We start from the raw sequence: 25,052 nt of genomic DNA, 5'->3' as shown, positions 1-25,052 counted from the left end.
GAGCGCGCCCGCAGGGCGCGACTCGCGGGTAGTTTTTGTACTAAATTTTTGCGAGGAGTGGTGGCGCGCGGAGCGCGCCACCCGACGACGTAAAAATTTAGTTGCCGAACATCCCGGTCGACATGTACCGCTCCCCGGAATCCCAGAAGACGGTGAGCACGAGCGGGCAGTCGGCGTAGTCTGCGCTCCCGGGATCAGCGGGGGCGTCGCCGTCCATCACGATCCCCGGACCGGGGCCACCCGCGTCGGGCGAGGGCGGGCAGGTTGCGTCGGGGTCGGCGAGGCGTTCGGCGACGCGGCGGGCGACGAGGTTGGTGCCGCCGGAGGACTGGCCGACCAGAATCCCCTCCTCGCGTGCGAGGCGGCGACACTCCGCTTCGGCGTCGTCGATGCCGACGGTCTCGACGGAATCGAGCAGGTCGGTGTCGAGGTTGTCGCTGACGAAGCCCGGGCCCATCCCCTGGAAGTCGTCGGAGCCCGATTCGCCGGTCGAGAGGACGGCGTTGTCCTCGGGTTCGACGGCGACGACCTCCATGTCGGGGAACTCCTCTTTCAGTCGGCGAGCCGTTCCGGAGAGGGTGCCGCCGGTACCGACGCCGGCGACGAACGCGTCGGGTGTGCGGTCGCCAAGCTGGTCGATGATCTCGGGGCCGGTGGTGCGGTAGTGGGCCTCGGGGTTGGCGGGGTTCTCGAACTGGCGGAGCTGTACCATGCCCTCCTCTTCTTCGAGGCGGTCGGCCCGTTCCTTGGCCTCGTCCATCTCGCCCTCGACGAGTTCGAGGTCCGCACCGTAGGCCTGCATGATGTTGCGTCGCTCCTCGGACTTGGAGGCGGGCATGACGATGGTGATGTCGTAGCCCTTGGCGGCGGCGACCAGCGAGAGGCCGATGCCGGTGTTGCCGCTCGTGGGCTCGACGAGGTGGTCGCCGGGTTCGATCACGCCGTCGGCCTCTGCGGCCTCGATCATCGCAAGTGCGGGACGGTCCTTGGCGGATCCGCCGGGGTTCTTCGACTCGATCTTCGCGGCGACGGTCGCGCCCGGTGGCGACTTCACCTGCACCAGCGGCGAGCCGACGGTCTCCAGAATCGACGAGTGCATTTGCCCCCGCTATGCAACCCCGGCTTAAGTGCCCACTGCCGGCGGCAGGGCGTGCCTCGGTCGCGGACGCTCTCACGGGCTCCGCCCGTTCGAGTCGAGGTCAGAGACCTCGTGCGCTCCGTTCGCCGCCGGGTTTTTGCTCGCACCCGACCGAGACGATAGCATGGGACGCAGTTCGGGGGCCGGCGCGGTCGAGGAGACCTACGTCGCCGCGCTCCAGCACGACCTCGTTTCCTTCGAGGGAGATACAATGTTCGTCGGTGTCGTCCGCCATCCCACGGGGTGGTTCCACGGCGAGGTCGACGAGAACCGGCCGACACTGGGGCCGCCCGCGGACCTGCTGGAGGAGACCAAACAGCGCCACGAGGACCTGAAGATGCAGGGGTTGTGCGACGAAGAAGCGCACAATCAGGCCTGGGACGACGTTGGATTCGAGGAGCGATACCGCGAACACGTCCGCGACTCAGCGGAGGCACAGGCAGCGCTAGACGGTCTGGCGGATCGGGTTCGGGACGGTGAGACCGTCGTCCTCGTCTGCTTCGAGGGTGAGGACAAACGGTGTCACAGGCACATGCTGGTCGAGATGCTGGAGCAGCGGCTGGACGGAGAGTCGTGAGGGACGTCAGGTAGCTGTCGGGAACACACCCGTTAAGGTCGGTGACTGCGTTGGTGGGGATATGAGCGACGACGGACGACTGACGACGATGGAACCGGACCCGGTCTGGGACGAAGACTCCTACGAGGAGACGGTCGAGACGCTGCGCGATCTCGACGACGACGTAGTGTTCAAGATCTGGGGCGGCGACTGGTGCAAGGACTGCCGGTCACAGCTCCCGGCCTTCGGCGCGGCGCTTGAGGCAGCGGAGATTTCCGAGGACCGGATCGAACACAACCCGACCGAGAAGGAGGACGACGGCTCGAAGACCGGCCCCGGCGTCGAGGAGTACGGTATCGAGTACATCCCAACTGTCGTGGTCGAAGATACCGAGACGGGCGAGGAACTCGCCCGCTTCGTCGAGGAGGAAGACGTTCCGATCGCCGTCTACCTCGCCGACGAACTCGACGGGCAGGTCACGACGACGAACTGAGCCGTATCCGATTCCTACGAACGGTTTCCGGTCGGGAAGCCGGTGGTTACCGACCTGCAAGTTACCGACACGAAGACGGGCCCCACGAGTGGAACGGACTGCATTCCGAACGTGACTGTCGGTATCGGCGGTCCGTCCGGCCGCGTTGGGCCGTGTCTCTGGCACGAAGGATCCGTATGTGGCTACCTGACCTGTTCTATCCGGAATATTACGAAGGGGGGCGTCGGTGTAGCCCGGCCAATGCGACGGAACACGAACGCGGGACTGGACAGGCGGCAGTTCATCGCTGGACTCGCGGCGGGAACAGGTGCGCTCGCGTCGACGGGCGTCGCGGTCGCGGGGTGTGAGGATCACGACGAACCGGATCTCGACGAAGTCGCGGACGGTAAATCCGAGAAGACCTACTACTGCCTGCAGAAGCGGTGGTTCTTCGAGAAGAAGTTCCTGAAGCTCACACCGCTGAAGGGGTCGATCCCTGTCGAGGAGTTATACGGCTGGGACAGAACCCACTACAGTTCGACGGGGACGAAGCCGCTCCAGCGCGAGAACACCTGTACGATGTTCTTCTACGAGGGCCCGGACGGCGACGTGAGTCTGGTGATCGTCCACGAGAAGTGGACCGGGGACAACGACGGCGGTGCGGCGTCGTTCGAGTTCCTCGGCCTCCCCGAGGATGGGTCCTGGACCGTCAGGGACGACGACTACGACGCGTCGAGCAACTACGACGAGTGGGAGACCGACGGGAAGCACCAGACCGTCCACTGGACCTGGGCGGGCGGTCGCAACGACGGCGGGGCGTACGGGCCCCTCGACGACGACCTCTACTTCCGGATCGACCCATCGTTCAACGAGGAGGCCGAACTCTACGGCGAGGAGTACGAGGGCGAGGTCGAGAAGTGGCAGGTGCTCTCGGGCCGACTCGACGATCCCGAACGCCACACCCTGTGGATGGACGAAGGTGCCAACTTCTTCAAGAGCATCTTCAGCGGCCGGGATCACGAGGACTTCTGGGAGGAGAAACGCGACGAATGGGAGGACGGTGACGAGACGGACGACCGCGAGGAGGACGGCGGGAAGGACCACGACGACGAGAAGCGCGACGACGAGAAACACGAAGACGAGGATCGCGGCGATGACGACGAGGGGAGCGACGACGACCACGACTGGTGGGACGACGACGATGATGAGAAAGAGGACGATGACGACGACTGGTGGGATTGAGCCAGCGCCAGTCGTCCGCTCGAACCGAGATCAGTACCGAAGTGCGGAGCGGTTGATGCGGGCGGTCGTCAGGCCTCAGTATCGAACCACTCCAGCGCCGCTCCGATATCGTGGCGCGGCGGCGAACAGGTGAATGCCCGACAGGCGTAGACTGTAGGGTCACCGTCGCGTGCGTCACGGTCGGCCCAGATCGGCGGGGCCTCGTCCAGATTCAATCGGTCGAGCCACTCTGCCAGTCCGTCGGCAGTCGGCGGCCGGCGGGATAGGATACGGCCCGGGAGGTATGCCTCGCCGACGGCGGCCCGCCAGTCCTCGGGTAGTTCGTCGGCGGCGACGGTGAGTTCGTAGCCGCCGTGTTCGTAGCCGTCGGCGGCCAACACGAGCGACGTGTGCCGGAGCGGGCCGGACTCGATCTCGTTGCCGTGCGTGGCCAGCACCCGCTCGGCGATGTCGGCGAAACCCTCCCGCGGGACGAAGTGATCCAATGCGAGCAACAGGTCGGCCGCCACGCCGGCGCTGGAGGGCGTCGACTGGTCGGTGAGTTCCTGCGGTCGTGCGACCAGATCCTCGCCGTCGGCAGGCGTGAAGTACAGCGTCGCCGCCTCGGCGTCCCAGAAGGTGTCCTCGATGGCTCGCGCGAGTTCCAGCGCGAACGCGAGGTGATCGGTGTCGGCCGTAACCTGGTACAGGTCGAACGCGCCACGCGCGAGGAAGGCGTAGTCTTCGAGGTAGCCGTCGACGCTCACGTCGCCGTCCTTGTACCGCCGGGCGAGCCGGCGCTCCTCCGCGTCCCACAGGTGTTCCCGGAGAAACTCCAGCGCCTCGACGGCTGGCTCGGCGACCTCGGGACCGGCCACGAGGCCGGCCTCGGCGTAGGCCGAACACATCAGCCCGTTCCAGCCGGCCAGGATCTTCTCGTCGCGCCGAGGACGCGGCCGATCCTCGCGGGCCTCGAAGGCGGCCTCCCTCGCCCGGTCGAGGACGGTCTCGACCGTCTCTCCGTCGAGGTCGTAGGCCTCGGCGAGGTCCTCGATGTCGGCCACGACGGTCAGCACCGTCTTCCCCTCGAAGTTACCGGGTTCGGTGACGCCGTAGCGATCACAGAAGATGTCGGCGGCGGTGTCTGCGTCCACGGCGTCGAAGTCCGTCTCCGCGAGGGCTTCGCGGACTTCCTCTGGCGTCCAGACGTAGAACGCGCCCTCTTCCTGCTCGCCGGACTCGCCCTCGCTCTGGGCGTCGAGCGTGCTGAAGAAGCCACCGTCGGGGTGCTGGAGTTCCCGCGTGACGAAATCGAGCGTATCGAGCGCGTACTCGCGGTAGCGGTCGTCACCGGTGGCCTGATAGCCCGCCAGCAGTGCGCGGGGGACCTCGGCGTTGTCGTACAGCATCTTCTCGAAGTGGGGGACCGTCCAGTCCCGGTCCGTGCAGTAGCGGTGGAAGCCGCCGCCGACGTGGTCGTAGAGGCCGCCCTCGATCATCGCGTCGAGGGCTTCGGTCGCGACTTCTCCGTACTCCTCGCGGCCCGTCCGGTCGTGGGCGCGCAGGAGGACGTGAACGCGGCCGGCCTGGGGGAACTTCTGGCCGCGGCCCCAGCCGCCGTGGTCGCGGTCGGCCCCGCGGAGGGCCGCCTGTGCCGCGGAATCGAGGGTCTCGGCGGGTGCCTCGTCGGCCGCCTCGGGCGTCTCTTCGAGTTCGCCACGGATCGCGTTCGTCCACTTCTCGGCCCGCTGTTCGATCCCCTCCCGATCGGTCTCCCAGCTCTCCCGAATGTCCGAGAGTAACTCACCGAAACCTGGCATCCCGCGCTTGGACTCGGGCGGGAAGTACGTCCCGACGAAGAAGGGGTCGCCGTCGGGCGTCAGGAACACGGAGAGCGGCCAGCCGCCAGTTCCTTGCGTCATCTGGCAGATGGACTGATAGATGGAGTCCAGATCGGGGCGTTCCTCACGGTCGACCTTGATCGGGACGAAGTCCTCGTTCAACTTGCGGGCGATCTCGGTGTCCTCGAAGGACTCTTCTTCCATGACGTGACACCAGTGGCAGGCCGAGTAGCCGATCGAGAGGAAGATCGGGTCGTCGCGAGCCTGGGCCGCAAGCAGCGCTTCGTCGTCCCACGGTTGCCAGTTGACGGGGTTGTCCGCGTGCTGTCGGAGGTAGGGGCTCTCCTCGCCGTCGAGGCGGTTGCGGTCGGTGGGGGCCGCGTCGGTCATGGGACGGGCTAGACGGGCCGGGTACTTGAGGGCGGGGACGCGGGATTCGGCTGCCACGGCGGGGTATGGCAACGCTTACGTGAGCGTAGTTCGCGGGCTTTCGTATGACAGAGACCGTGCTGCTGGTGGGTGGCGGGGGTCGCGAGCACGCCATCGCTCGCGCGCTCGCCGACTCCGACGCCGACCTGTACGCCTGTGCCGGCAACCGCAACCCCGGTATCGCCGACCTCTCGGAAGGGTTCGAGACGCTCGACACGACGACGCCCCCCGCGGTCGTCTCCTACGCCGAGGAGGTCGAGGCCGACCTCGCCGTCATCGGTCCCGAGGCAGCCCTCGAAGCGGGTGTCGCCGACGCGCTCGACGAGGCGGGGATCTACACCTTCGGCCCGCAGGAAGAGGAGGCCCGCATCGAGACGGACAAGGGCTTTCAGCGGCGGTTCATGGAGAAACACGACGTGCCGGGCTGTCCCGACTTCGAGGAGTTCCGGGACGCCGAGGCCGCCTGCGAGTACGTCGACGAGTACGACGGCGACCTCGCGATCAAGCCCGCCGGTCTCACCGGCGGCAAGGGCGTCCGTGTCATGGGCGATCAGGTCGACGCCGAGGAGGCCAAAGAGTACATCCGAGATTCGGACTACGACCGGATCGTCCTCGAAGAGCGACTGATCGGCGAGGAGTTCACGGTGCAGGCGTTCGTCGCCAACGGCGAGTTGCGCGTCACGCCCGCCGTACAGGACCACAAGCGCGCCTACGAGGGCGACGAGGGGCCCAACACCGGCGGCATGGGCAGTTACAGCGACGGCTCGCTGGAACTCCCCTTCATGACCGAAGACGAGTACCACGACGCCGTGGACGTGCTCCGGGCCGTCGTCGACGCACTGGACGGCTACAAGGGCGTCCTCTACGGCCAGTTCATGCTCACTGCAGAGGGCATCAAGGTCGTCGAGTTCAACGCCCGCTTCGGCGACCCCGAGGCGATGAACACACTCCCGATCCTCAACACGGACTTCCTCGACGTGCTCACGGCGGCCCGCGACGACGAGAAACTCCCGAAACTGGAGTTCCAGCGGCAGGCCACCGTCTGTAAGTACGCCGTCCCCGACGGCTACCCGACCGACCCCGAATCGGGGGCCAAAGTGCAGATCGACGCGGACTCGGCGGGTGACGCGCTTCTCTTCTACGCCTCCGTCGACGAGCGCGACGACGGCATCTACACGACGACCTCACGGTCGTTCGCCGTCGTCGGCGTCGACGACTCGATCACCGAGGCCGAGGAGGTCGCCGAGGACGCCCTCCAGCGGGCCGGTACCGAGGGGCTACGCGTGCGCCACGACATCGGCAAACCCGACCTCGTCAAGCGCCGCATCGACCACATGGCCGAGTTGCGCGACTAGGCGATATCCTGATCGGACGGCGAAAGGGACCAGTTTTCCGCGTCGTCGATCTCCACGCCGCCGAGCCGCCAGCCCTCGCCCGATTCCGACGAGGGCAACGGCCTCGTGACGTGAGTGGACCGAGTCACCAGCCGCGACAGCGGGGCCGTGTCGTCGGCGAGGAAGCCGAAGTCGGCAAGGACCTCGGCAGGGATCGGATCGGCCGTCGCGGTCAGGACGGCCGCCCTCGGGGTGTCGGCGACGACTGCGGCGACGACTGCGGCGAAGACGTCGTCGGAACCCCCGACAAGCGGGAGGGCGTCGGCCAGCCGCGTGGTGGTCACACCGTCGACCGTGTCCGAGCAGGTGACGAGACCGCCGACGAGACGGCCGTCACGGCGAGCGAGGTACGTCCGGCAGTCCCAGTTCGGATTCGAGAAGCGCCAGTCGATGTAGGGTTCGTCCCGGACGACGTGGATCCGATCGGGTACGGCCCGACTATAGAGGGCTGCGAGCGTCGCCGCCGGTACGCCATCGAGTCGCTCGACGGCCACGTCGTCGGGTGTCGCGGCCTGCCAGTCCCGGTAGTCGAGATATCCGTGGACGAGAGGCGCGAGGAGGCGACCCGCGATTCGCGTCGTGCGTCCGTCACCCCGGCGGGCCGCGACCGCGGCCGGGTCCTGGACGCGGTAGTAGGTCGTCGGTCGGGAGACGGTCCGCCAGCCGAACTTCGACAGCAACGGTCGCAGGGCCGGTGTGGGGAAGTTGAAGTAGAGTGCGGCGTCGCCGTCGCGTCCGATACGGGACTCGGTCATCCGGGTCGCCAGACCAGCCCCGCGGTGGTCCGGGTGGACGATCCAGTCGACGGGCTGGAGTGCGGAGACCGTCTCGTCGCCGACCCGGAGACGGTAGGGGAGGACAGCCTCCGCGCCGACGAGCGTCCTGTCGCGCTCGGCGAGGATCATGCGAACCCGGTCGGCCGCCGGGTTCGCCCGGAACCGCCAGTCGAACCACTCGCTCGTCCGCCCGTGGCCCCAGACCGTCTCGTAGAGGTCGAGAAAGCGCGACTCGTCGCCGGCCGCGAACGGACGGATCGCGTACTCCTGCTCGCCGCGTGCGGTAGCAGTCGACTCCATCCATGGTGTCGACGGCTCCCTGACGGGTTACTATGCAGTGTATACCCGGGATAGGCACCGGCTACGGACGGACGATGGGTACCTTTCTTGTCGGTCGCCGTCGAATGGATGGCCGTGACCGACGATCCAGCGACCGGTTCGGGGACCGGAACGGGCGACGGGGACGCCGATACCGACGGCCAGAGGCCGGAGCGACACGCCGCAACGACAGTCCACGCGACGAGCGGGCCGAAGAACTCCCTCCAGCACTGGCTGGAAGCGCGCAGTTTCCTCCGGGTCTGTTGCAACTACGTCGTGATCGTTCTCGCGCGGATCGCGCCGAGCCTGCGGCTGAAGAGCTGGTTGTTGCGCCGCATCGGCGTCACCGTCGGCGACGGGGTGTCCTGGGGCCTCGAATCGACGCCGGACGTGTTCTGGCCCGAACTCGTCACCGTCGAGGATCAGGCGATCATCGGCTACGACGCCACGCTACTCTGTCACGAGTTCCTGCAGGACGAGTACAGGACCGGTGAGGTCGTCGTTCGCGAGCGGGCGATGATCGGCGCGGGCGCGGTGGTTCTTCCTGGGGTCGAGATCGGTACCGGAGCGCAGGTCGCGGCCAATTCGCTGGTGACCGAGGACGTCCCGCCCGAGACGACGGTCGCGGGCGTGCCGGCAGAGGTCGTCTAGTCGCGAATGCGGACGATCCCGTCGCGGAGGATCTGCTGGTTGGGGATGATGTACTCGGTGCCGTCGTCCTCGACGTGGGTGACGAAGAGGTCGACTTCCTGGACGATGCCGGTCCGCTCGCCGACGCGTATCTCGTCGCCGATGCTGTAGGGTTCGTTCAGGAGGAGGTAGACGCCGGCCGCGCCGGCCGACAGCAGGTCGCGGAACGCGATCCCACCGAGGAAGATGATGCCGAAGACGTACGCGGCGAGCAGGATGAGCAGGGCCCGCGTCGCGACGCCGAGCTGGTTCAGCGCGATGAGCGCGGCGATGTAGAAGATGCTGTACTTGACCAGCGTCGGGATCAGGCCGGCCTCCGGGAGTTTGACGCCCCGGAGGTGCTCGCTGACCAGCAGGGCGGCCTTGTCGCCGACGACCAGTCCCGCGATGACCGCCAGCACGGCGATGAACACCTGCGGGAGAAAGGCGGCGAAGAAAGGCAGGACGGCGGCCATCACCAGTAATCCGGCTACGTCCAGCGCTGCGATGGTCGCTCCCAGATACACGGAGAAGGCGACCAGTTGCGAGAGCAGACCGACAGTCGAGGTTCCCAGGCCGCGCGCACTCCGTTCGAAGGCCGTCCCTTCGACGACGCCCGGCAGGCCGAGCGCTCGCAACGCTCGTCGGACGAACTCCCCGAGCAGGTAGCCCGAGATCAGTCCGACGATGAAGATGGCGCTCGCGGCGAGAAAGGGGGAACTCGTCAGGTACTGCAGTACCGCCTCGGCAGCGCTCATCAGTACTCCTCCGGATCGAGTTCGAGGATCAGTTCACCGCCCTTGAACGCCCGCACCAGTCCGTCACTCTCCGAGAGGACGATCGCGACGGCGTTCGTATCCCGGGTGATCGCTCCCGCGGCCATGTGCCGCGCGCCGAGCCCCTTCGGGATGTCGACACCCTCCGCGGATGGTTCGAGGTACCGGTACGCGGAGACGATCTTCCCCGAATCGGAGATGACGAACGCGCCGTCGAGCCGGGAGAACTCCTTGAGCATCACGTTCACGATGGGGTCGCCGACGTGGACGTGGGACTTCTCGAAGGGGTTGTAGCTGAGCGGGCGGGACTTGTTCATCACCTTGCCGGCGTCGCCGACGACGAACAGCGCGCCGACGGGTTTGCCCTTCTGGCCTTTCTTCCCGAGTTCGACGGCCACTTCGAGCACGTCGCGGATGACGGCTGGTTCGGCCCGAGAGTTGACGAAGAGGCCGTAGACGCCGGAGGGATCGAAGTTGCTGGCCTTGACCCGCATCACCGTGTCGATGTCCTCGTCGAAGGTCTTGATGGCGCAGGCGATGTCGTCGCCGTCGTCGACGAGGTCCTGATCCAGCGCACCCTCGACACCGTACCGGACGCGACTGGCCACGTCGTTGAACTCTAGCGGGAGTTCGACGAACTCCTCGGCTCCGACGGCGTTGTCGGGCGCGACGACCACGACCAGCGTGTCGTCCTCGCCCTCGAAGTCCTCGTAGAACGAACTGCTCGGGGAAAACAGGAAGACGGCGTCCACGTCGGACACGAGACCCCCGAGTAGCTCACGCAAGTCGCTCATTGCCGTATGGATCCGTCTGATCCGATTAAATGTTGTGGCCTCGTCGTGCGCCCGTCCTGCATCCGTCAGACCCCCAGGCACGAACTCACAGCGCCACGCCCACGACCCCACGACTGGGCGACAGGTCTTATATCCCCCGCCGCCGTGGTCCGTGGCATGTCAGACCTGCCCGAGGACCCGGATCCAGCGACACGGCTGTACCACCACCGCACCGAGACCGTCTCCGAGGAGCGCGGCTCCGGACCGGCCGTCGTCTTCGCCCACGGGACCCTGATGGACTGGACGATGTTCGAACCCCAGCTTTCGGCCCTCTCTGACGAGTATCGGACCATCGCCTACAACCTCCGGGCCCGAACCGACCGCTTCCAGGGGCCCTACGATCTGGACGATCTGGCGGACGACTGTCGGGTTCTCATGGACGCCAGAGATATCGACTCCTGTGTCCTCGCGGGGATGTCGATGGGCGGGTTCATGGCGCTGCGCTTCGCGCTCAGATATCCCGATATGCTCGACGGAATCGTCCTGATCGACAGCATGGCGACGCCCCACGACGAGGCCGAACGGGAGCAGTACGGCGACATGGTCGAAACGGCGAAATCGGAGGGCGACGTACCCGATCCGATGGCCGAAGCCGTCTCCCACATGCTGTTCGGCCAGACCTCCATCGAGGAGCGAACCGACCTCGTCGAGCACTGGAAGGACCGCTGGCTGACCTACCCCGGTGAGGCCGTCCACGACGAGGTCAAGTCCTGGCTCCACCGCCCCGGCGTCGAGGACCGACTGGACGAGATCGACGTGCCCGTCCTGATCACCCACGGTGCCGAGGACGTGTCGATCGAACCCGAACGCGCCGAGCCGATGGTCGACCAGCTCCCCGACGCCCGGATGGAGGTGATCCCCGAGGCAGGGCACTCCTCGAACACCGAGAACCCCGACGCCGCCAACGCCGCGATCCGGGAGTTCCTCGAGGAGGTCTACTGAACCGAGTCCGGCTTCGCTCGATGTTTTCGTGGCGGGTAGACCCGCCCTGCACAGGCAGGCATGCTACTTACGCTCACGTCCGACGAATTCCGGACGCAATGTCTCTTGCAGAAACAGTCGACAAAATCGATAGCCTGACCGACGAACAGCGCGAGTGCATCGAGAACTGCAACGAGGCGACCGAGGTGTGTGAGTGGTGCGCCGACGAGTGTCTCGGCGATCCCGACATGGAGGAGTGCGCCCGTCTCTGTCGGGACGTCGCCGACCTCACGTCGCTGCACGCCCGATTCATGGCCCGTGGCTCGGAGTACAGTTCCACGCTCGCAGAAGCCTGTGCAGAGGCATGCGAGGCCTGCGCGGAGGAGTGTAGCAACCACGACGCCGAGCACTGTCAGGTCTGTGCCGAGGTCCTGCCGGAGTGCGCCGAAACCTGCCGGGAAATGGCGAACGCATAACCGGGAATCCGGATGGGAATGGCTCTACCCTGTCACCCACGCAATTCATCCCGGAATCGCGTTCAGAGATAGATGGTCCCAGACGACGATTCCACGAGTACGACGGAGATCGAGGACCGACTCCAGCGGGTCGGGCGATATTCCAGACTCGTCAAGGCCGGTTTCGCCGTGATCCTCGGCGCGTTCGTCCTCGCAGTCCTCGTGGTATTGCCGTCGAATCTCGACTCCGTCGCGAGTGCCGTCGATGCGATCCTCATGCCGCTGATATTCGTCGGCATGGGGCTGTTGCTGTTCGGCATCGGAATGCACCTCCATCTCATGCACCTGAATCTGGTCCGGCAACTGCGGACGCGTTCAGACGAGGGTTCGAGCCACAGAACGGATGGACGTGATTCGTAACGTCACAGTCCGGTGAAACGAGCACGGGGTCGGTCTCCTGAGCGACCGAGCCGGGCGTCGAAGCACCTCGGTTGCTACAGTTCGACCGCGTCCAGAAACCGGTCGAACGCCCCGCTCTCGGCGTGGACGTGGGCGTAGGTGCCGAGCGTCCGGTACTCGGTCAGCCCGTCGCGCTCGCCGTCGATCCCGTCGCCCCGTTCCATCTCGAAGGCGAAGCGAGCGTCTCGGCCCACCGACGCCTCGCTGTAGTGAAATTCGTGCCCCCGAAGGAACCCACCGGAATCGGCGGTGAGCGTTTCCTCCGTCGCCCGCAACTCCACGTGGTCGAGCGCCTGGTAGCGGTCCCGCATCTCGATTTCCGCGGGGAGGACGCCGGCCATCTCGCCGGTCTCGCCGTCGGCGGTGGTCAGCGACTCCGAGAGCGTCATCAGTCCACCGCACTCCCCGAGGATCGGCAGGCCCTCGCTGGCGCGCTCGCCGATGGTGTCGAGGGCCGGACTCGCGGCCAGTTCCGAGACGTGGAGTTCGGGGTAACCGCCGGGGAGGTAGACACCGTCGCAATCGGGCAGGTCGTCACCGGCGGTCGGCGCGAAGGTCACCACCTCGGCCCGGTCGCGGAGCCGTTCCAGCGTCGCCGGATAGGTGAAACAGAAGGCGGCGTCCTCGGCGACGGCGATACGGGCGTCAGTGGTGCCTTCGTGGGTATCGACTCCCCCAGCGGGTTCGGGCGGTGCCCGCGCCGTCTCCAGCAGGGCGTCGACGCGCAGGTGATCGGCGGCGGTCGCGAGCGCGTTGTCGTCGACCTGTGATTCGTCGCCCATCTCCAGCCCGAGGTGACGGTCCGGAATCTCCAGTTCGGGCGTCGGCGGGATCCTGCCGAAGTAGTCGAGTTCGTCGGGCAAGGCGTCGCGGATGCCGTCGGCGTGGCGGCCGCCGTGGGCGCGCTGGGCGATCACGCCGGCCACGTCGATATCGCGGTCGATCCGGGCCGCGTACTCTCGGAACCCCAGCGCCGTCGCCGCGACGCTCTCCATGCCGGCTTTCGCGTCGACGACGAGGACGACAGGCAGGTCCAGCGCCTCGGCGACCATCGCCGTGCTGGAGCCGTCGCCGTCGTACAGGCCCATGACGCCCTCGACGAGACAGAGGTCGCCCTCGCCGCGACGGTAGTTGCGCCGGAGGCCGTCGGTGCCTTCGAGCCACGTATCCAGCGTCCGGGACGGGCGGTCGGCGACGACGGCGTGGTGACTCGGATCGATGAAGTCCGGGCCGGCCTTGGCTGGCTGGACGGCGTGCCCGGCATCCTCGAACGCTCGGATGGCAGCCAGCGTCGCGACGGTCTTGCCGACGCCGGAACTGGTGCCGCCGAGGACGAGTCCTCTCATGCCTCGGGTTCGGTCGTCTCCGCACCGTCCAGCAGGCGATCGTAGACGGTGACGATCTGCTCACGAACGTCGGCCATCGGGATCCTGGCGGCGTCGGCGAGTGCAAGCGCGCCGCCCATGCCGACGCCCTCTTTGGCCTCGCCGGCGACGTAGGCGTCCATCGCAGGGTGATCGCGGGCCTCGAAGCCGGGATCGGTGACGGTCAGGTCGATGTCGAGATCCCGGGCCGCCGCCTCCAGATCGACGCTCTCGTCGTCGGCGACGAACGAGGTGGTCGCCAGCCGGATCGTGGTCTCGACGCCGGCGTGGCGCGCCAGCGCGGCGGCGGTCAGCATCTGGGTCCCGCCGGCCAGTGTGATCGCAGTATCGTTCTCCACCAGGCCCACGAGCAGGCCGGTGACCGTCGCCAGTACGGGGTCGCCCATCCGCCGGAGCGCGACTGGGGGTTCGCCCGCCGCGTCGCCCGGGCCGAGCGAACTCGCGGCCAGCCCCTCCTCGACCACCTCCCGCTTGAGTTCCAGCGGGTTCTCGGGGAGCGAGGAGGAGACCGCCGGGTCCTCGCCGAGCGCGCGGAGGGCACCCAGTGCGGTCGTCGTTCCGCCGGGGACGGTCTCGGCCAGGTACACCTCGTCGTCGGGGACCGATCGCCCGAACTCGCGGGCCGCCGCGAGGACGCCCGGCGCGGTCGACACCGGATCCTGCTCGCGAATGTCGTTCCCGGGCCGGGCACCGACGGTCACCGTCGGCGCACCGGTCGGCTCCGCGAGACCCCCGTCGACGACCGTCACGTCCAGATTCAGCAGTTCCCGGACGGCGCGGGTCACGACCGCCGGTGTGGGACAGCCGCTCGGACTCACCGGGACGACCGGCGCGCGGATCGGCTCGCCGTAGGTGACGATCTCTGCGTCGGCGCTGGGCGTGTGAACCAGCAGGCCCTGATCCGCGCCGGCCGCGCTGATTCCCTCGATACGGGCCGTCCGCGTCGTGCCCGCGACGAGCATCAGTCGCACGGCGGGCTCACCCGTCGTTCCATGGTACCGTAGTTACTCCAACTCAGCTTTAACTCGTTCGGTCGGGCCGCCGCTGGGGCACGGTGAGCGAGGGACTTTTTGGCGAGCCCGCCCTGGCCTGAGTATGAAGAAGAGCCTCGAAGAACACGCCGCCCGGTTCGACGAGAAGGCCGAGGCGTACGACGACGACGAGACCCCGGAGTACCGCGCCTGTGCGGGGCTGGTCGTCGAACACGCCGCGGCCGACGCCGACGACACCGTGCTGGACCTGGGGACCGGCACGGGTGCCATCGCGCTGCAGATCGCGCCCGAGGCCGGACGCGTGATCGGCCGTGACATCAGCGACGGGATGCTAGAGCAGGCACGCGAGAAGGCAGCCGAGCGCGGCATCGAGAACGCCTCCTTCGGGACCGGACGGTTCCGCGAGCCGGACGTCGACGAATCGGTCGACGTGGTGACGACGAACTTCGCGATGCACCACCTCAGCGACGAGGAGAAGCGCGAGGCGATCGAGGTGATCGCGGACCTCGATCCCGACCGGTTCGTGCTGGGCGACGTGATGTTCTTCGACGAACCCGACCCCGACGAGCCATTCTACACGCCCGAGGTGGACGATCCGGCCACGGTCGGGACGCTCGCCGACGCGCTGACCGACGCCGGATTCGCGCTGACGACGGTCGAGCGGGTCCACGGGCAAGTGGGTGTGCTGGTCGCGGAACGTGTCCCGGCCGAGCGAACCGTCACGCCCCAGGACCGATGAAACACCTCCCGAAACACCTCCGGCCGCGGTGGCGCTATCTCGCTGTCGCCATCGAGGGCTGGCCGGACGCCGACGTCGACCGCGGGGACTTTCAGCACCACCTCTGGTACGCGGCCCAGAACCTGCTCGGCGATGCGGCGAGCGCGGACGTGGACCTGACGGTCGTCCGCTTTTCCTTCGGGGACGGCGACGGCTGGGCGGCGGTGCGGACGCGCCGCGACGAGGTCGACCGGGCGCGGGCGGCGATCGCTGCGGTCGAGGCCGTCGACGGCCACCCCGTGGGGCTGCGAGTGGCGGGCGTGAGCGGGACGGTCCGTGCCTGTGAGGAAAAGTATATACGAGCAGATCCGGAATCCACGGACGAGAGCACGGTCGTCTTCGAGGACGCCGAGCGGACGGCGGTGGTGCGGGAGGGCCGCGCCGACGTCCGACTCGAATCGGCGTTCGCGGGCGCGACCACACTCGATTTGTAACCATGCAGGGACAATCACAACAGCAGGCCTACGACCGGGGGATCACCATCTTCTCCCCGGACGGTCGCCTCTATCAGGTCGAGTACGCACGCGAGGCCGTCAAGCGCGGCACGGCGTCCATCGGCATCCGCGCCGCCGACGGCGTCGTCCTCGCGGTCGACAAGCGTATTCGGTCCCCGCTGATGGAGCGGTCGAGCGTCGAGAAGTTACACAAGGCCGACGACCACATCGGGATCGCGAGCGCCGGTCACGTCGCCGACGCGCGCCAGTTGATCGACTTCGCGCGCCGGAACGCACAGGTCAACCGGCTGCGCTACGGCGAACCCATCGGCGTCGAGACGCTGACCAAGGACGTCACCGATCACATCCAGCAGTACACGCAGATCGGCGGTGCACGGCCGTTCGGCGTCGCGCTGATCGTCGGCGGCATCGACGCCAACGGCGAGCCGCGCCTGTTCGAGACCGATCCCTCTGGCACCCCATACGAGTGGAAGGCACTGGCCGTCGGGTCCGACCGCGGCGAGGTTCGGGACTACCTCGAAGACCACTACGACGAGGGGATCGATCTGAACGAGGCCATCGGGCTAGCGCTCGAAGCACTCGGCTCGGTCAACGACGACGCGCTCCGCCCCGAAGCCGTCGGGCTGGCGACTGTCGGCGTCGAGGATCGGGAGTATCGCCAACTCACCGACGACGAAATCGAGGATTACCTCCTCGATCTGGACCTGCTCGCGGACGAAGACGACGCCGAGAGCGAGGCTGCGGAGGGCGAAGAGCCGGACGACGAGGCGACCGAGGAGTAACCGCGGGGACCGTTCCCGCCGTGGGGTTGCGAAAACGCCGGTCGGGAACCGGGAAACACCTTTTAACCGGGCAACACAACCCTCGGGTATGATTTCACTCGACGAGGCGGTGACGGCCCGACTGGAGTCCCACGGGGAGCGATTCGAGGTGTTGATCGATCCTGACGCGGCACTCGCGATCAAGCGGGGCGAGTTCGACGGCGAACTCGAGGACGTCATCGCCGCCGAGGACGTGTTCGAGGACGCCTCGCGAGGTGATCGTCCGCCAGAGAACGCCCTCGAAGAGGTGTTCGACACCACCGATCCGATGGAGATCATCCCACAGGTGGTAGCGGACGGGGAGATTCAGATCACGGCCGAACAGCGCAAGGAGATGCAGGAACAGAAGCACAAACAGCTCGTCCAGCACATCACCCGCAACGCCGTCAACCCGCAGATGGACGACGCACCCCACCCGCCCGAACGCATCGAGAACGCACTCGAAGAGGCGGGGTTCAAAGTCGACCCGATGGAACCCGCCGAGAACCAGGTCGACGAGGCGCTCGATCTCCTCCGACCCGTCATTCCGATCCGGTTCGACGAGATGACCGTCGCCGTGCAGGTCCCACCGGACTACGCCGGGTCCGCACAGGCCCAGATCCGGCAGTTCGGCGACCTCGAACGCGAGGAGTGGCAGTCCGACGGCTCCTGGGTCGGCGTCATCACCTTCCCCGCTGGCATGCAAAACGAGTTCTACGACGTGGTCAACGAACACACCAGCGGCGAGGCCGAGACCCGGATCATCTCCGACGAGGACGACATCCCCACGCGTTGACCGGGATCTGACAGTACTTCTGACGTATCACTGAGGCTGTACCGTCGCCCTCCGTGGAAATTTTCGAGAACTAGTTGTTAGTTTAGAAAACCTTCTACGTGAGTGTCCCGACGGTCGGGCTGCATCATGTCAGCAGAAAACGAGGCGACTGGAACGTCCACGTGGCTGTACGTGGCGGTCGCGGTCGCCGCCGTCCTGATCGGCGTGTTCCTGGCCCCCCAGGTGATGCAGTTCACGGAAGGGGCGACACAGGACACGCCCGACTCGGTCGCGGTGGTCCCCGTCGAGGGGCCCATCACCGGCGAAACGGCGGACCAGATCGGCGCGAACCTGCGAGAGGCCCGCCAGAACGAGTCGATCCAGGCTGTCGTCCTGAAAGTCGACAGTCCCGGTGGAACCGTCCCCGCGAGTGAATCGCTGTATCTCGCGGTGAACAGAACGCGAGCGGCCGGTATCCCGGTCGTGGCGAGCGTCACCGGTACCGGAGCCTCCGGCGCGTACATGGCCATGTTACCGGCCAGCCGGATCTACGTCACCCCCGGCTCTATCGTCGGGAGCGTCGGCGTGGTCGGGACCCAGCCGTCCGGCGGGGCCGCCGGGAGTCAGATCGTCACCGGTCCGGACAAGGGCGCTGGCGGGACGCAAGCGGAGTTCCGCGACCGCGTCGAGATGCTCCGCCAGGAGTTCGTCGGCATGGTCTATGACCACCGCGGTGAGCGACTCGACCTCGAACGGGAGCAACTCTCCTACGCGAAGGTGTACGCCGGTGCTGTGGCCCAGCGCAACGGTGTCGCCGACGAGATCGGCGGACTCGACGCCGCGATCCAGCGAGCGGCCGACGAGGCCGGCCTCGAAAACTACGGTATCGTCCGGATGGAGCCCCCGGAACAGCCCGGTCTCGGACTCGTCATCGGACAGCACAACGGCACCGGCGACCGGGTCGTGGTGGTCGAGGACTCGCCGTTCGACTACAGCGGGGTCGAGACACCTCGGTATCTCGCTGTCTACGGTACTCCCGAGCACGCGGAGGTGAGTACCGATGACTAACGTCGCTCGACTCGTCGGTGTGTTCGCCGTCGTCCTCGCGCTCGTACTGGCCGTCGCCGCGGTTTCACCGCTGGTCACGTCACCGGGTGGCGACGCGAATCCGCGACCGCAGGACCCGGCCGCGTTCGAGCCCGGGAACATCCTCCCGGGAGACGTGAATCAGACCGGCACGGTCAGCGTCGAGGCCGGAAGCGAGGAGAAGGTCGTCCTGATCGACCGGGCACACGAGAACGACTTCGACCGCGAGGAGATCGAACCGCTGGTCGAGTCGCTCGTCAGCGCGGGCTACGAAGTGCGGTTCCACGGCGGAGGCGGCCCGGGTGGCGCCCCGTCGTCGTCCGGTCCCGGATCGAGCAGTCCGCTCAACCAGTCGCTACGCGACGCCGACGCGTTCCTCGTGATCGCGCCGGGTCGGCCGTTCACCGACGCGGCGCGGCGCGGGATCGCCGACTTCGCCGACCGCGGGGGCCGCGTCGCCCTGCTGGGTGAACCCACCTCGGCGACGACCAGCATCGTCAGTATCCTCGGCCCCGTGACGAGTACGCAGTCTGCGAGCCAGATGACGCCGCTGTCCTCCCGGTTCGGGATGGGCCTGTCGACGGGCTACCTGTACAACATGTACGAGAACGGGAACAACTACCAGAACGTCTACGCCACCGCGTCGGGCGACGGTCCGCTCACCGAGGGCGTGGACAGAGTGATGTTCGACCGACCGACGGCGCTCTCCGTCGGCGAGGAGGCGTCGGTGGCGCTGTCGGCGACCGAGCGGACCTCGCTGTCGACGACCCGCCAGCAGGCCGCCTATCCTGTCGCCGCGGTCAACGACGACGTCGCACTGATCGGCGACACGTCGTTCCTCACGCCCTCGAACTACCAGTACGCCGATAACGAGGTGCTGGTGAGCAACCTCGCGGAGTTCCTCGTGAACGGGCAGAAAGAGCCGAAACCGACACCGACCGGAACGGAGCGTCCGGGTGTCCCGCCGGGTGCACAACCGCCTCGGACGCCCCCCACCGGGCAACCGCCGACCAACGAGACGACGCCGCCCGCACCGTCGACCGCGACACCGGTCGCGCCCTGAGAACTCGAATTATCCTTTTTTGAAGCCGACGAGGAAGCCGCCGCTGAAGCCCGCCGTCACGGGGAGTGCCGAGAGTAGACTCATGATCCAGCCGGGAGCCTCGGCGGCCTGATCCGCGCCGTCGTTCGCCGCACCGGTGATCGCCTCCCAGTTGACGGCGAGGATCCCCTTGGTTTCGAGGAACTTGAACAGCGCCAGTTCGAGGCCGACGATGACGGCGATTATCTTGGCGATTTTCTTCGCAGCGAAGCCGATAATGCCGCCGATGACCGCGCCGCCCCCGACCTCGATACCGATCTGCTGGGGGTCCAGCCCGGCGACCTGCAGCAACGTTGGATCTACCATGTCACATCAGTTATCCGAGTGCGCCGATATAAGACTTTTGTGCCCACAGGGGCCCGCTGACGCCTGTCAGACGCGGCCCGGGGAAGGAGCTGCCGGTGGACCGACAGGAACCGTACTGGAGTGGTGGCCCTGTGTTTAAATAGCACCACGCCGTAGGTTCGGGTAAGTGACGGCGAACCACACGGAGACCGAGCGAGCGGTCATCGCCAAGCGCGTGGACTCGGGAACGGCCGACACGAGCGAAATCCGGGATCTGGCCCGGGCCGCCGGGTACGAGGTCGTCGGTGAGGTGACCCAGACCCGGACCGAGGACCCCGCGATGCACGTCGGGGAGGGGAAAGCCGAGACGATCGCGGCGACGGCCGCCCGCGAGGACGCGACGGTCGTGATCTTCGACAATCAGCTCGGCCCCTACCAGACCTACAACCTCGGCAACGTCCTCCCCGAGGACCGGCGGGTGATCGACCGCTTCCGCCTCATTCTGGAGATCTTCGGCCAGCGGGCACAGACCCGGAAGGCACAGCTCCAGGTCGAACTCGCCGAACTGCGCTACGAACTGCCCCGCGCCGAGGCCAAGGCCAGCCTCGCCAAACGCGAGGAACGCCCCGGATTCATGGGGCTCGGTGAGTACGACGAGAGCCGAGAACGGGACATCAAGGCCCGCATCTCGCGCATCCGGGACGAACTCGAAGACATCGAACAGACCGAGCAACACCGGCGCGAACAGCGCCGCGAATCGGGGTTCGACCTCGTCGCGATGGCGGGCTACACCAACGCCGGGAAGTCGACCCTGTTGCGCCGACTCGCCGAGGACCTCGACATCGACGAGAACGAGGAGCTCCACCCCGACCTCGATACGACTGCCGAGAGCGAGGACCGCCTGTTCACGACGCTGGGCACGACCACCCGGAAGGCCGATATGGATCGCCGGGACGTGCTCGTGACAGACACGGTCGGGTTCATCACGGACCTGCCCCACTGGCTGGTCGAGTCGTTCAAGTCCACGCTCGACGCGGTCTACCGGGCCGACCTCGTCCTCCTCGTCGTCGACGTGAGCGAACCGATCGAGGAGATCCGGGAGAAACTCGTCACCAGCCACGACACCCTCTCGGAGCGCAATCAGGCCCCCATCGTCACGGTCCTGAACAAGATCGATCGGGTGGACGACGAGGAACTCGAACGCAAGCGAGAGGCGCTCTCGGCGCTGGCTCCCAACCCCGTGGCGGTCAGCGCCAGGGAGGGCGAGAACGTCGACGCACTTAGGGATCGCATCGACCACGAACTCCCGCCGTTCGAGCGCGAGCGTCTCGTCATGCCGATGACCGACGAGACGATGAGCGTCGTCTCGTGGATCCACGACCACGCCCACGTCGACACCGTCGATTACGGCGAGCAGGTGGTCATCGAGTTCGAGGCCCGGCCGAAAATCGTCGAGCAATCACGGGCCAAGGCCGGCGACCTCGTCGCCGCCGAGTCGGCCTAGAGGTACAGCGTCGCCCCGAATCCGAGGCCGATCAGTGCCACGACTACGCCGAGACCGCGGACCGCCCAGAGCCACTTGTCGTCGAACGTCGCGTCCTCGCCGTACTCGCCACCGGTGCGGTCCGGTCGGCGGCGGCCGGCGGTCCACGACCGGATGAACGCCTGTGGGAATCCGATCAGCACGAGCCCGAAGCCGACGCCGAGGACGGCCGCGATGAGCTCGCGGGCGACCATCAGTAACTGCGGAGGCGTTCGATCCGCTTCTCGGTGGAGGGGTGGGTCGACAGCAGGCTACTTCCCCCGCCGAAGATACAGAGCGCGTTGACTTCCTTGGCTTCGGGGGTCGGTTCCGCCCGGCTGGCACTGGAGGAGATTTTCTCCAGCGCGCGGGCGAGCGGGTCACCGCGGCCGAGAACCTCCGCGGCGTCGCGGTCGGCGACGAACTCGCGGTGGCGGGAGACGGCGAACACGAAGACCATCACCAGCATCTGCGCGATGTTGCTCACGATCATGCCGATGAAGATGTCGACGAGTTCGTTGTCGCCCGACAGGATCACCGCGAAGTAGGCGGCGAAGCCGATGATCGAAGCGATGCCCTGCCCCAGTTGCATGATGATCGAGTCGCGGTTCTGGAGGTGGGCCAGTTCGTGGGCGACGACGCCCTCGACCTCGTCCTGTTCGAGCACGCCGAGCAGTTCACGGGAGACGGCGACGGTGCCGTTCCCGCGTCGGCCCAGCGCGAAGGCGTTGGGGACGCCCATCTCGACGAGGTAGAGGTCGGGCTTTTCGATCCCCATGTCCCGACTGGTCTGCTCGACGAAGCGGTGGAGTTCGCGGAACTGGTCCTCGGGCAGCTCCTGGCCCTTCAGCGACCGGAGCGTGAACCACTTGCTGATCTTGTACTGGGCGAAGACGAACACGACGCTCAGCCCGATCAGTAGCGGTATCGGTGCACCGAACACCAGATAGAAGAACGATATCCCCGCGGTGTAGAAGGCGAACAGGATCGAGCCGACGATCGCCATCCGCACTTTGAGTCCGAAGTTGCGCATTGCTGTGGTGTTAGTTCGGCGTTCTCGAACTTATGTTTCGTGGTTGGGGAAGAACCACAAAGTACTCGAAGGGTCAGAACGGGGTCGAGCGATTGGGAGACGGCCAGTCGCCGCTACAGTTCGCGCTTTCGCTTCTCGACGACCCGGACGTTCCGAATCGCCGTGTCGGGATACTGCCCGTCCGCGTCCTTCTCGGCTGCTTTGACCATGTCCCAGACGACGTTCAGCCCCGTCGTCACGCCCTCCAGCGCCTCCATCTCACAGCCCGTCTTGCCGGTGGTCTCGACGGCCACCGTGGCGAGGACCCGCTCCTCGCGTACGTCGAACTCGCAGTCGACGTTGGTGATCGGGATCTGGTGGCACATCGGGATCGTCTCCCAGGTGTGTTTGACCGCCTGGATCGCGCCGATCCGGGCGGTCGCGAGTACGTCACCCTTCTCGACCTGATCGTCACGAATGGCCTCGATCGTCGAGGACTGTAAGCCGATCTCACCCTTCGCGACCGCTCGCCGGGCCGTGTCGGGCTTGTCTCCCACGTCGACCATCTGGACCGACCCCTCGTCGTCTGTGTGGGTCAACTCCTCGGACCCTTCGACGGCCGTCGCGCCGACCTCGTCGAGGGGGTCGTCGGGACTCCCGTCCTCACCGCCGACCGCGCCCTCGTCCTCACCGTCGTCCCCGCCGTCACGCATCGCTCTCACCCCACAGCGCCGTCGGGAGGCTGTCTACGAGATCCGGGGCGACGAGGCCGTGCCCGTACTCCTCGACGGCGAGGTCGCCGGCCCGGCCGTTGGCGTAGGCGGCGATTGCGCCCGCGTGAATCGGCTCCTGTGTCGCGAGCAACGCCCCTGACGCGCCCGCGAGCACGTCACCCGTACCGCCGACCGTCATCCCCGGGTTCCCGGTTCGATTGACTCGCGTCACCTCGCCGTCGCTGATCACGTCGTAGGCACCCTTGACCAGCAGCGTCTGATCGACGTCGGCGGCGAACTCGGCGACCAGATCGGCGCGTCGCTCCCAGTCGTCGTCGGTCTCGCCGCCCATCTTTCGGAGTTCGCCCTGATGGGGCGTACACAGCAGGCTCGCGTCGGTGTCGACTTCGGGGACGACCTGCAGGGCGTCGGCGTCGACCACGGCCCGGCCGTCGAACTCGTCCAGGAACTCCGCGACGGCTTCCAGCGTCCCCTTCGCGTTCCCGAGGCCGGGGCCGATCACTACCACGTCGTGTTCGACCGCCCGGTCGAGCAACTGGTCGACGTGGTCCGGTTCGAGCAGGTCGCCGGTGAACGGGCGCACGATGATCCCCTCGGAGAAGCCCTGTACCTCGCGGGCGACCGAGGAAGGACAGGCCACCCGAACGAGGTCGGCCCCGGTGCGAAACGCGGCCCGTGCCGAGAGGGCCGGCGCACCGGTGTAGGGGCCGCCGCCGATCACTAACACTTCGCCGTGGTCACCCTTGTGACTCGACGGATCCCGGGAGAGACGGAGGAGATCGCCACGCTCGACGAACAGTTCGGCCGCCTCCGGGATGCCGATGTCGGCGACCCTCACGTCGGCGTCCAGTTCGGTGAGTCCCGGTTTCTGGTCGTGGAAGGTGACGACGTGGTCGGCGTCGACGGCCACGCCCGCCGCCTCGCCGGTGTCGGCGTCGATCCCGGAGGGCACGTCGACGGCGACGACCGTGGCGTCGGTCTCGGCGATACGCTCGGCTGCGGTGGCTTCCGGCTCACGGAGTGCGCCCGTAACGCCGGTCCCCAGCATCGCGTCGACGACCACGTCGGGGTCGGCCAGGTCCAGGTCGGTCGAGTCCCGGGCCTCGCGGGCGTCGACCTCGGCACGCTGGAGCGCCTCCCAGTTCTCCCGTGCGATGTCGGTCGTGATCGTCTCGGGACGACCCAGCAGGTGGACGGTCACGTCGTAGTCCGTCAGGAAGCGCGCTGTGACGAAGGCGTCGCCGCCGTTGTTCCCGCGACCGGCGACGACGGCGACCTCGCTATCGGGATCGGCCACGTCGCGGACGACTCGCGCAACGGCGTTGCCGCTGGACTCCATCAACTGTTTCTGCGGGACGCCCAGCGCCGCGGCGTTCTCGTCGAGGATGGCCTGCTCTTGGACGCCCATCATTCCCACTTCACCTCGAAGCCGTCCAGCCCCTCGGGATCATCGTACTCGACCGTCACGTCGTCGACCCGTGCCCGGGGGCTCCCGTCGTGACACCACTCGACCAGCGACTCCACGTCCCCCTCGCCCCCCTCGAAGACGGCCTCGACACGGCCGTCGTCGAGGTTCTTCACCCAGCCATCGACGCCCCGTTCGCGGGCGGTGTCGCGGGTGTTCGCGCGGTAGTAGACCCCCTGTACTTTCCCGGTGACGTAGACGTGCGCGCGGACGCGGTCGCTCATGGGCGTCCCTTCGCCCGCCCCGCAGAAAACGTTGGGCTCTCCCGCCGGCCGAACTATCGGTGTTCGAGGTGGGTGACGGCGGCGATACGGTGACTAATGGGTGGCTAAACGTCCGACGGACGCACGACGGATGTCCGACGATCGGTCTTTGCCAGTTTATAATAATGTCTCCCCCACCC

General features: G+C 67.1%; 28 protein-coding genes. 15 read left to right on the top strand and 13 right to left on the bottom strand.

All coding sequences use genetic code 11. The features are described 5' to 3' along the window. Positions 1-97: 97 nt before the first annotated feature. Complete coding sequence (locus tag BV210_RS16515; protein ID WP_077207716.1) at positions 98-1,099, bottom strand: PLP-dependent cysteine synthase family protein; 1,002 nt, start codon at positions 1,097-1,099, stop codon at positions 98-100. Positions 1,100-1,262: 163 nt separating this feature from the next. On the opposite strand from BV210_RS16515, the gene BV210_RS16510 reads away from it, so the two are divergent. The 3 genes from BV210_RS16510 (at position 1,263) to BV210_RS16500 (ending at position 3,408) form a co-directional block, all read left to right on the top strand. Beyond that, positions 1,263-1,715: a DUF488 domain-containing protein gene (locus BV210_RS16510; protein ID WP_077207715.1), complete on the top strand. Its 453-nt coding sequence runs from the start codon at positions 1,263-1,265 to the stop codon at positions 1,713-1,715. A gap of 61 nt (positions 1,716-1,776) precedes the next feature. After that, positions 1,777-2,187 carry a thioredoxin gene (locus BV210_RS16505; RefSeq protein ID WP_077207714.1) on the top strand — a complete coding sequence of 137 codons (411 nt, stop codon included), beginning with the start codon at positions 1,777-1,779 and terminating at the stop codon, positions 2,185-2,187. A 240-nt stretch (positions 2,188-2,427) separates the two neighbouring features. Next, positions 2,428-3,408, top strand: a complete 981-nt coding sequence (locus BV210_RS16500; protein ID WP_077207713.1) for a hypothetical protein — start codon at positions 2,428-2,430, stop codon at positions 3,406-3,408. Between the two features lie 68 nt (positions 3,409-3,476). Here the strand turns inward: BV210_RS16500 and BV210_RS16495 are convergent, their stop codons facing one another. Then, a complete protein-coding gene (locus tag BV210_RS16495; RefSeq protein ID WP_077207712.1) occupies positions 3,477-5,618 on the bottom strand; it encodes a thioredoxin domain-containing protein in 2,142 nt (713 codons plus the stop codon). Positions 5,619-5,722: 104 nt separating this feature from the next. On the opposite strand from BV210_RS16495, the gene purD reads away from it, so the two are divergent. Next, positions 5,723-7,012 carry a phosphoribosylamine--glycine ligase gene (gene purD / locus BV210_RS16490; RefSeq protein WP_077207711.1) on the top strand — a complete coding sequence of 430 codons (1,290 nt, stop codon included), beginning with the start codon at positions 5,723-5,725 and terminating at the stop codon, positions 7,010-7,012. Here purD and BV210_RS16485 read toward each other — a convergent pair. Continuing rightward, positions 7,009-8,127 (bottom strand): GNAT family N-acetyltransferase, encoded by a 1,119-nt coding sequence (locus BV210_RS16485; RefSeq protein ID WP_077207710.1) that lies wholly within the window; start codon positions 8,125-8,127, stop codon positions 7,009-7,011. The two genes, purD and BV210_RS16485, sit on opposite strands and share 4 nt — an antisense overlap. Positions 8,128-8,241: 114 nt before the next feature. Between BV210_RS16485 and BV210_RS16480 the strand changes: the two genes are divergently transcribed. Beyond that, complete coding sequence (locus BV210_RS16480; RefSeq protein WP_253741548.1) at positions 8,242-8,796, top strand: acyltransferase; 555 nt, start codon at positions 8,242-8,244, stop codon at positions 8,794-8,796. On the opposite strand, the gene BV210_RS16475 is transcribed toward BV210_RS16480, so the two are convergent. Beyond that, a complete protein-coding gene (locus BV210_RS16475) occupies positions 8,793-9,572 on the bottom strand; it encodes a mechanosensitive ion channel domain-containing protein (RefSeq protein WP_077207708.1) in 780 nt (259 codons plus the stop codon). The two genes, BV210_RS16480 and BV210_RS16475, sit on opposite strands and share 4 nt — an antisense overlap. Next, a complete protein-coding gene (gene dacZ / locus BV210_RS16470) occupies positions 9,572-10,384 on the bottom strand; it encodes a diadenylate cyclase DacZ (RefSeq protein WP_077207707.1) in 813 nt (270 codons plus the stop codon). The genes BV210_RS16475 and dacZ overlap by 1 nt, the downstream gene beginning before the upstream one ends. 156 nt (positions 10,385-10,540) lie before the next feature. Here dacZ and BV210_RS16465 point away from each other — a divergent pair, with 156 nt between their 5' ends. The 3 genes from BV210_RS16465 (at position 10,541) to BV210_RS16455 (ending at position 12,219) form a co-directional block, all read left to right on the top strand. Continuing rightward, positions 10,541-11,365, top strand: a complete 825-nt coding sequence (locus BV210_RS16465) for an alpha/beta fold hydrolase (protein ID WP_077207706.1) — start codon at positions 10,541-10,543, stop codon at positions 11,363-11,365. Between the two features lie 98 nt (positions 11,366-11,463). Beyond that, positions 11,464-11,820: a four-helix bundle copper-binding protein gene (locus BV210_RS16460; RefSeq protein WP_077207705.1), complete on the top strand. Its 357-nt coding sequence runs from the start codon at positions 11,464-11,466 to the stop codon at positions 11,818-11,820. A 72-nt stretch (positions 11,821-11,892) separates the two neighbouring features. Next, positions 11,893-12,219, top strand: a complete 327-nt coding sequence (locus tag BV210_RS16455) for a hypothetical protein (RefSeq protein ID WP_077207704.1) — start codon at positions 11,893-11,895, stop codon at positions 12,217-12,219. A 74-nt stretch (positions 12,220-12,293) separates the two neighbouring features. Here the strand turns inward: BV210_RS16455 and BV210_RS16450 are convergent, their stop codons facing one another. Both BV210_RS16450 and BV210_RS16445 read right to left on the bottom strand, forming a co-directional pair. Beyond that, positions 12,294-13,604, bottom strand: a complete 1,311-nt coding sequence (locus BV210_RS16450) for a cobyrinic acid a,c-diamide synthase (protein WP_077207703.1) — start codon at positions 13,602-13,604, stop codon at positions 12,294-12,296. Further along, positions 13,601-14,605 (bottom strand): nicotinate-nucleotide--dimethylbenzimidazole phosphoribosyltransferase, encoded by a 1,005-nt coding sequence (locus BV210_RS16445; protein WP_077207702.1) that lies wholly within the window; start codon positions 14,603-14,605, stop codon positions 13,601-13,603. Before BV210_RS16445 ends, BV210_RS16450 begins: the two co-directional genes overlap by 4 nt. Before the next feature lie 133 nt (positions 14,606-14,738). Between BV210_RS16445 and BV210_RS16440 the strand changes: the two genes are divergently transcribed. From BV210_RS16440 to BV210_RS16415, 6 genes are all read left to right on the top strand, one after another. After that, positions 14,739-15,374: a class I SAM-dependent methyltransferase gene (locus BV210_RS16440; RefSeq protein WP_077207701.1), complete on the top strand. Its 636-nt coding sequence runs from the start codon at positions 14,739-14,741 to the stop codon at positions 15,372-15,374. After that, on the top strand, positions 15,371-15,847 hold the full coding sequence (locus BV210_RS16435) for an Rpp14/Pop5 family protein (RefSeq protein WP_077207700.1): 477 nt from the start codon (positions 15,371-15,373) through the stop codon (positions 15,845-15,847). Before BV210_RS16440 ends, BV210_RS16435 begins: the two co-directional genes overlap by 4 nt. A gap of 2 nt (positions 15,848-15,849) precedes the next feature. After that, a complete protein-coding gene (gene psmA / locus BV210_RS16430; RefSeq protein ID WP_077207699.1) occupies positions 15,850-16,650 on the top strand; it encodes an archaeal proteasome endopeptidase complex subunit alpha in 801 nt (266 codons plus the stop codon). Between the two features lie 88 nt (positions 16,651-16,738). Continuing rightward, entirely contained in the window at positions 16,739-17,464 is a 726-nt protein-coding gene (locus BV210_RS16425; protein WP_077207698.1) for a ribosome assembly factor SBDS, read from the top strand. Positions 17,465-17,590: 126 nt separating this feature from the next. After that, positions 17,591-18,511, top strand: a complete 921-nt coding sequence (locus BV210_RS16420) for a S49 family peptidase (RefSeq protein ID WP_077207697.1) — start codon at positions 17,591-17,593, stop codon at positions 18,509-18,511. Beyond that, the gene (locus BV210_RS16415; RefSeq protein WP_077207696.1) at positions 18,504-19,592 is read left to right on the top strand and encodes a hypothetical protein; all 1,089 of its coding nucleotides are present in this window, start codon (positions 18,504-18,506) and stop codon (positions 19,590-19,592) included. Before BV210_RS16420 ends, BV210_RS16415 begins: the two co-directional genes overlap by 8 nt. 9 nt (positions 19,593-19,601) lie before the next feature. On the opposite strand, the gene BV210_RS16410 is transcribed toward BV210_RS16415, so the two are convergent. Further along, positions 19,602-19,937: an FUN14 domain-containing protein gene (locus BV210_RS16410; protein WP_077207695.1), complete on the bottom strand. Its 336-nt coding sequence runs from the start codon at positions 19,935-19,937 to the stop codon at positions 19,602-19,604. Positions 19,938-20,103: 166 nt separating this feature from the next. On the opposite strand from BV210_RS16410, the gene hflX reads away from it, so the two are divergent. Beyond that, positions 20,104-21,420 (top strand): GTPase HflX, encoded by a 1,317-nt coding sequence (hflX, locus tag BV210_RS16405; protein WP_077207694.1) that lies wholly within the window; start codon positions 20,104-20,106, stop codon positions 21,418-21,420. On the opposite strand, the gene BV210_RS16400 is transcribed toward hflX, so the two are convergent. The 5 genes from BV210_RS16400 to BV210_RS16380 form a co-directional block, all read right to left on the bottom strand. Further along, on the bottom strand, positions 21,417-21,653 hold the full coding sequence (locus BV210_RS16400; protein ID WP_077207693.1) for a hypothetical protein: 237 nt from the start codon (positions 21,651-21,653) through the stop codon (positions 21,417-21,419). The genes hflX and BV210_RS16400 overlap by 4 nt on opposite strands. Next, positions 21,653-22,471, bottom strand: a complete 819-nt coding sequence (locus BV210_RS16395; protein ID WP_077207692.1) for a M48 family metallopeptidase — start codon at positions 22,469-22,471, stop codon at positions 21,653-21,655. The genes BV210_RS16400 and BV210_RS16395 overlap by 1 nt, the downstream gene beginning before the upstream one ends. 113 nt (positions 22,472-22,584) lie before the next feature. Further along, complete coding sequence (moaC, locus tag BV210_RS16390) at positions 22,585-23,163, bottom strand: cyclic pyranopterin monophosphate synthase MoaC (protein WP_077207691.1); 579 nt, start codon at positions 23,161-23,163, stop codon at positions 22,585-22,587. Next, positions 23,156-24,595, bottom strand: coding sequence for a bifunctional ADP-dependent NAD(P)H-hydrate dehydratase/NAD(P)H-hydrate epimerase (locus tag BV210_RS16385; protein WP_077207690.1), 1,440 nt, complete (start codon positions 24,593-24,595; stop codon positions 23,156-23,158). Before BV210_RS16385 ends, moaC begins: the two co-directional genes overlap by 8 nt. Further along, a complete protein-coding gene (locus BV210_RS16380; protein ID WP_077207689.1) occupies positions 24,592-24,873 on the bottom strand; it encodes an acylphosphatase in 282 nt (93 codons plus the stop codon). Before BV210_RS16380 ends, BV210_RS16385 begins: the two co-directional genes overlap by 4 nt. Positions 24,874-25,052: the final 179 nt, after the last annotated feature.

Origin of the sequence: Halorientalis sp. IM1011, from assembly GCF_001989615.1 — an archaeon.
GTDB lineage: Archaea > Halobacteriota > Halobacteria > Halobacteriales > Haloarculaceae > Halorientalis.
Note: the sequence above shows the minus strand (reverse complement) of the source record. Positions and strands in the feature narration are given on the sequence as shown.

What these genes read in the sequence shown, in the direction of transcription:
- BV210_RS16515 (WP_077207716.1), bottom strand. Translation starts at nt 1,099, where the DNA reads ATGCACTCGTCGATTCTGGAGACCGTCGGCTCGCCGCTGGTGCAGGTG.
- BV210_RS16510 (WP_077207715.1), top strand. Translation starts at nt 1,263, where the DNA reads ATGGGACGCAGTTCGGGGGCCGGCGCGGTCGAGGAGACCTACGTCGCC.
- BV210_RS16505 (WP_077207714.1), top strand. Translation starts at nt 1,777, where the DNA reads ATGAGCGACGACGGACGACTGACGACGATGGAACCGGACCCGGTCTGG.
- BV210_RS16500 (WP_077207713.1), top strand. Translation starts at nt 2,428, where the DNA reads ATGCGACGGAACACGAACGCGGGACTGGACAGGCGGCAGTTCATCGCT.
- BV210_RS16495 (WP_077207712.1), bottom strand. Translation starts at nt 5,618, where the DNA reads ATGACCGACGCGGCCCCCACCGACCGCAACCGCCTCGACGGCGAGGAG.
- purD (WP_077207711.1), top strand. Translation starts at nt 5,723, where the DNA reads ATGACAGAGACCGTGCTGCTGGTGGGTGGCGGGGGTCGCGAGCACGCC.
- BV210_RS16485 (WP_077207710.1), bottom strand. Translation starts at nt 8,127, where the DNA reads ATGGAGTCGACTGCTACCGCACGCGGCGAGCAGGAGTACGCGATCCGT.
- BV210_RS16475 (WP_077207708.1), bottom strand. Translation starts at nt 9,572, where the DNA reads ATGAGCGCTGCCGAGGCGGTACTGCAGTACCTGACGAGTTCCCCCTTT.
- dacZ (WP_077207707.1), bottom strand. Translation starts at nt 10,384, where the DNA reads ATGAGCGACTTGCGTGAGCTACTCGGGGGTCTCGTGTCCGACGTGGAC.
- BV210_RS16465 (WP_077207706.1), top strand. Translation starts at nt 10,541, where the DNA reads ATGTCAGACCTGCCCGAGGACCCGGATCCAGCGACACGGCTGTACCAC.
- BV210_RS16460 (WP_077207705.1), top strand. Translation starts at nt 11,464, where the DNA reads ATGTCTCTTGCAGAAACAGTCGACAAAATCGATAGCCTGACCGACGAA.
- BV210_RS16455 (WP_077207704.1), top strand. Translation starts at nt 11,893, where the DNA reads ATGGTCCCAGACGACGATTCCACGAGTACGACGGAGATCGAGGACCGA.
- BV210_RS16450 (WP_077207703.1), bottom strand. Translation starts at nt 13,604, where the DNA reads ATGAGAGGACTCGTCCTCGGCGGCACCAGTTCCGGCGTCGGCAAGACC.
- BV210_RS16445 (WP_077207702.1), bottom strand. Translation starts at nt 14,605, where the DNA reads ATGCTCGTCGCGGGCACGACGCGGACGGCCCGTATCGAGGGAATCAGC.
- BV210_RS16440 (WP_077207701.1), top strand. Translation starts at nt 14,739, where the DNA reads ATGAAGAAGAGCCTCGAAGAACACGCCGCCCGGTTCGACGAGAAGGCC.
- BV210_RS16435 (WP_077207700.1), top strand. Translation starts at nt 15,371, where the DNA reads ATGAAACACCTCCCGAAACACCTCCGGCCGCGGTGGCGCTATCTCGCT.
- psmA (WP_077207699.1), top strand. Translation starts at nt 15,850, where the DNA reads ATGCAGGGACAATCACAACAGCAGGCCTACGACCGGGGGATCACCATC.
- BV210_RS16425 (WP_077207698.1), top strand. Translation starts at nt 16,739, where the DNA reads ATGATTTCACTCGACGAGGCGGTGACGGCCCGACTGGAGTCCCACGGG.
- BV210_RS16420 (WP_077207697.1), top strand. Translation starts at nt 17,591, where the DNA reads ATGTCAGCAGAAAACGAGGCGACTGGAACGTCCACGTGGCTGTACGTG.
- BV210_RS16415 (WP_077207696.1), top strand. Translation starts at nt 18,504, where the DNA reads ATGACTAACGTCGCTCGACTCGTCGGTGTGTTCGCCGTCGTCCTCGCG.
- BV210_RS16410 (WP_077207695.1), bottom strand. Translation starts at nt 19,937, where the DNA reads ATGGTAGATCCAACGTTGCTGCAGGTCGCCGGGCTGGACCCCCAGCAG.
- BV210_RS16400 (WP_077207693.1), bottom strand. Translation starts at nt 21,653, where the DNA reads ATGGTCGCCCGCGAGCTCATCGCGGCCGTCCTCGGCGTCGGCTTCGGG.
- BV210_RS16395 (WP_077207692.1), bottom strand. Translation starts at nt 22,471, where the DNA reads ATGCGCAACTTCGGACTCAAAGTGCGGATGGCGATCGTCGGCTCGATC.
- moaC (WP_077207691.1), bottom strand. Translation starts at nt 23,163, where the DNA reads ATGCGTGACGGCGGGGACGACGGTGAGGACGAGGGCGCGGTCGGCGGT.
- BV210_RS16385 (WP_077207690.1), bottom strand. Translation starts at nt 24,595, where the DNA reads ATGATGGGCGTCCAAGAGCAGGCCATCCTCGACGAGAACGCCGCGGCG.
- BV210_RS16380 (WP_077207689.1), bottom strand. Translation starts at nt 24,873, where the DNA reads ATGAGCGACCGCGTCCGCGCGCACGTCTACGTCACCGGGAAAGTACAG.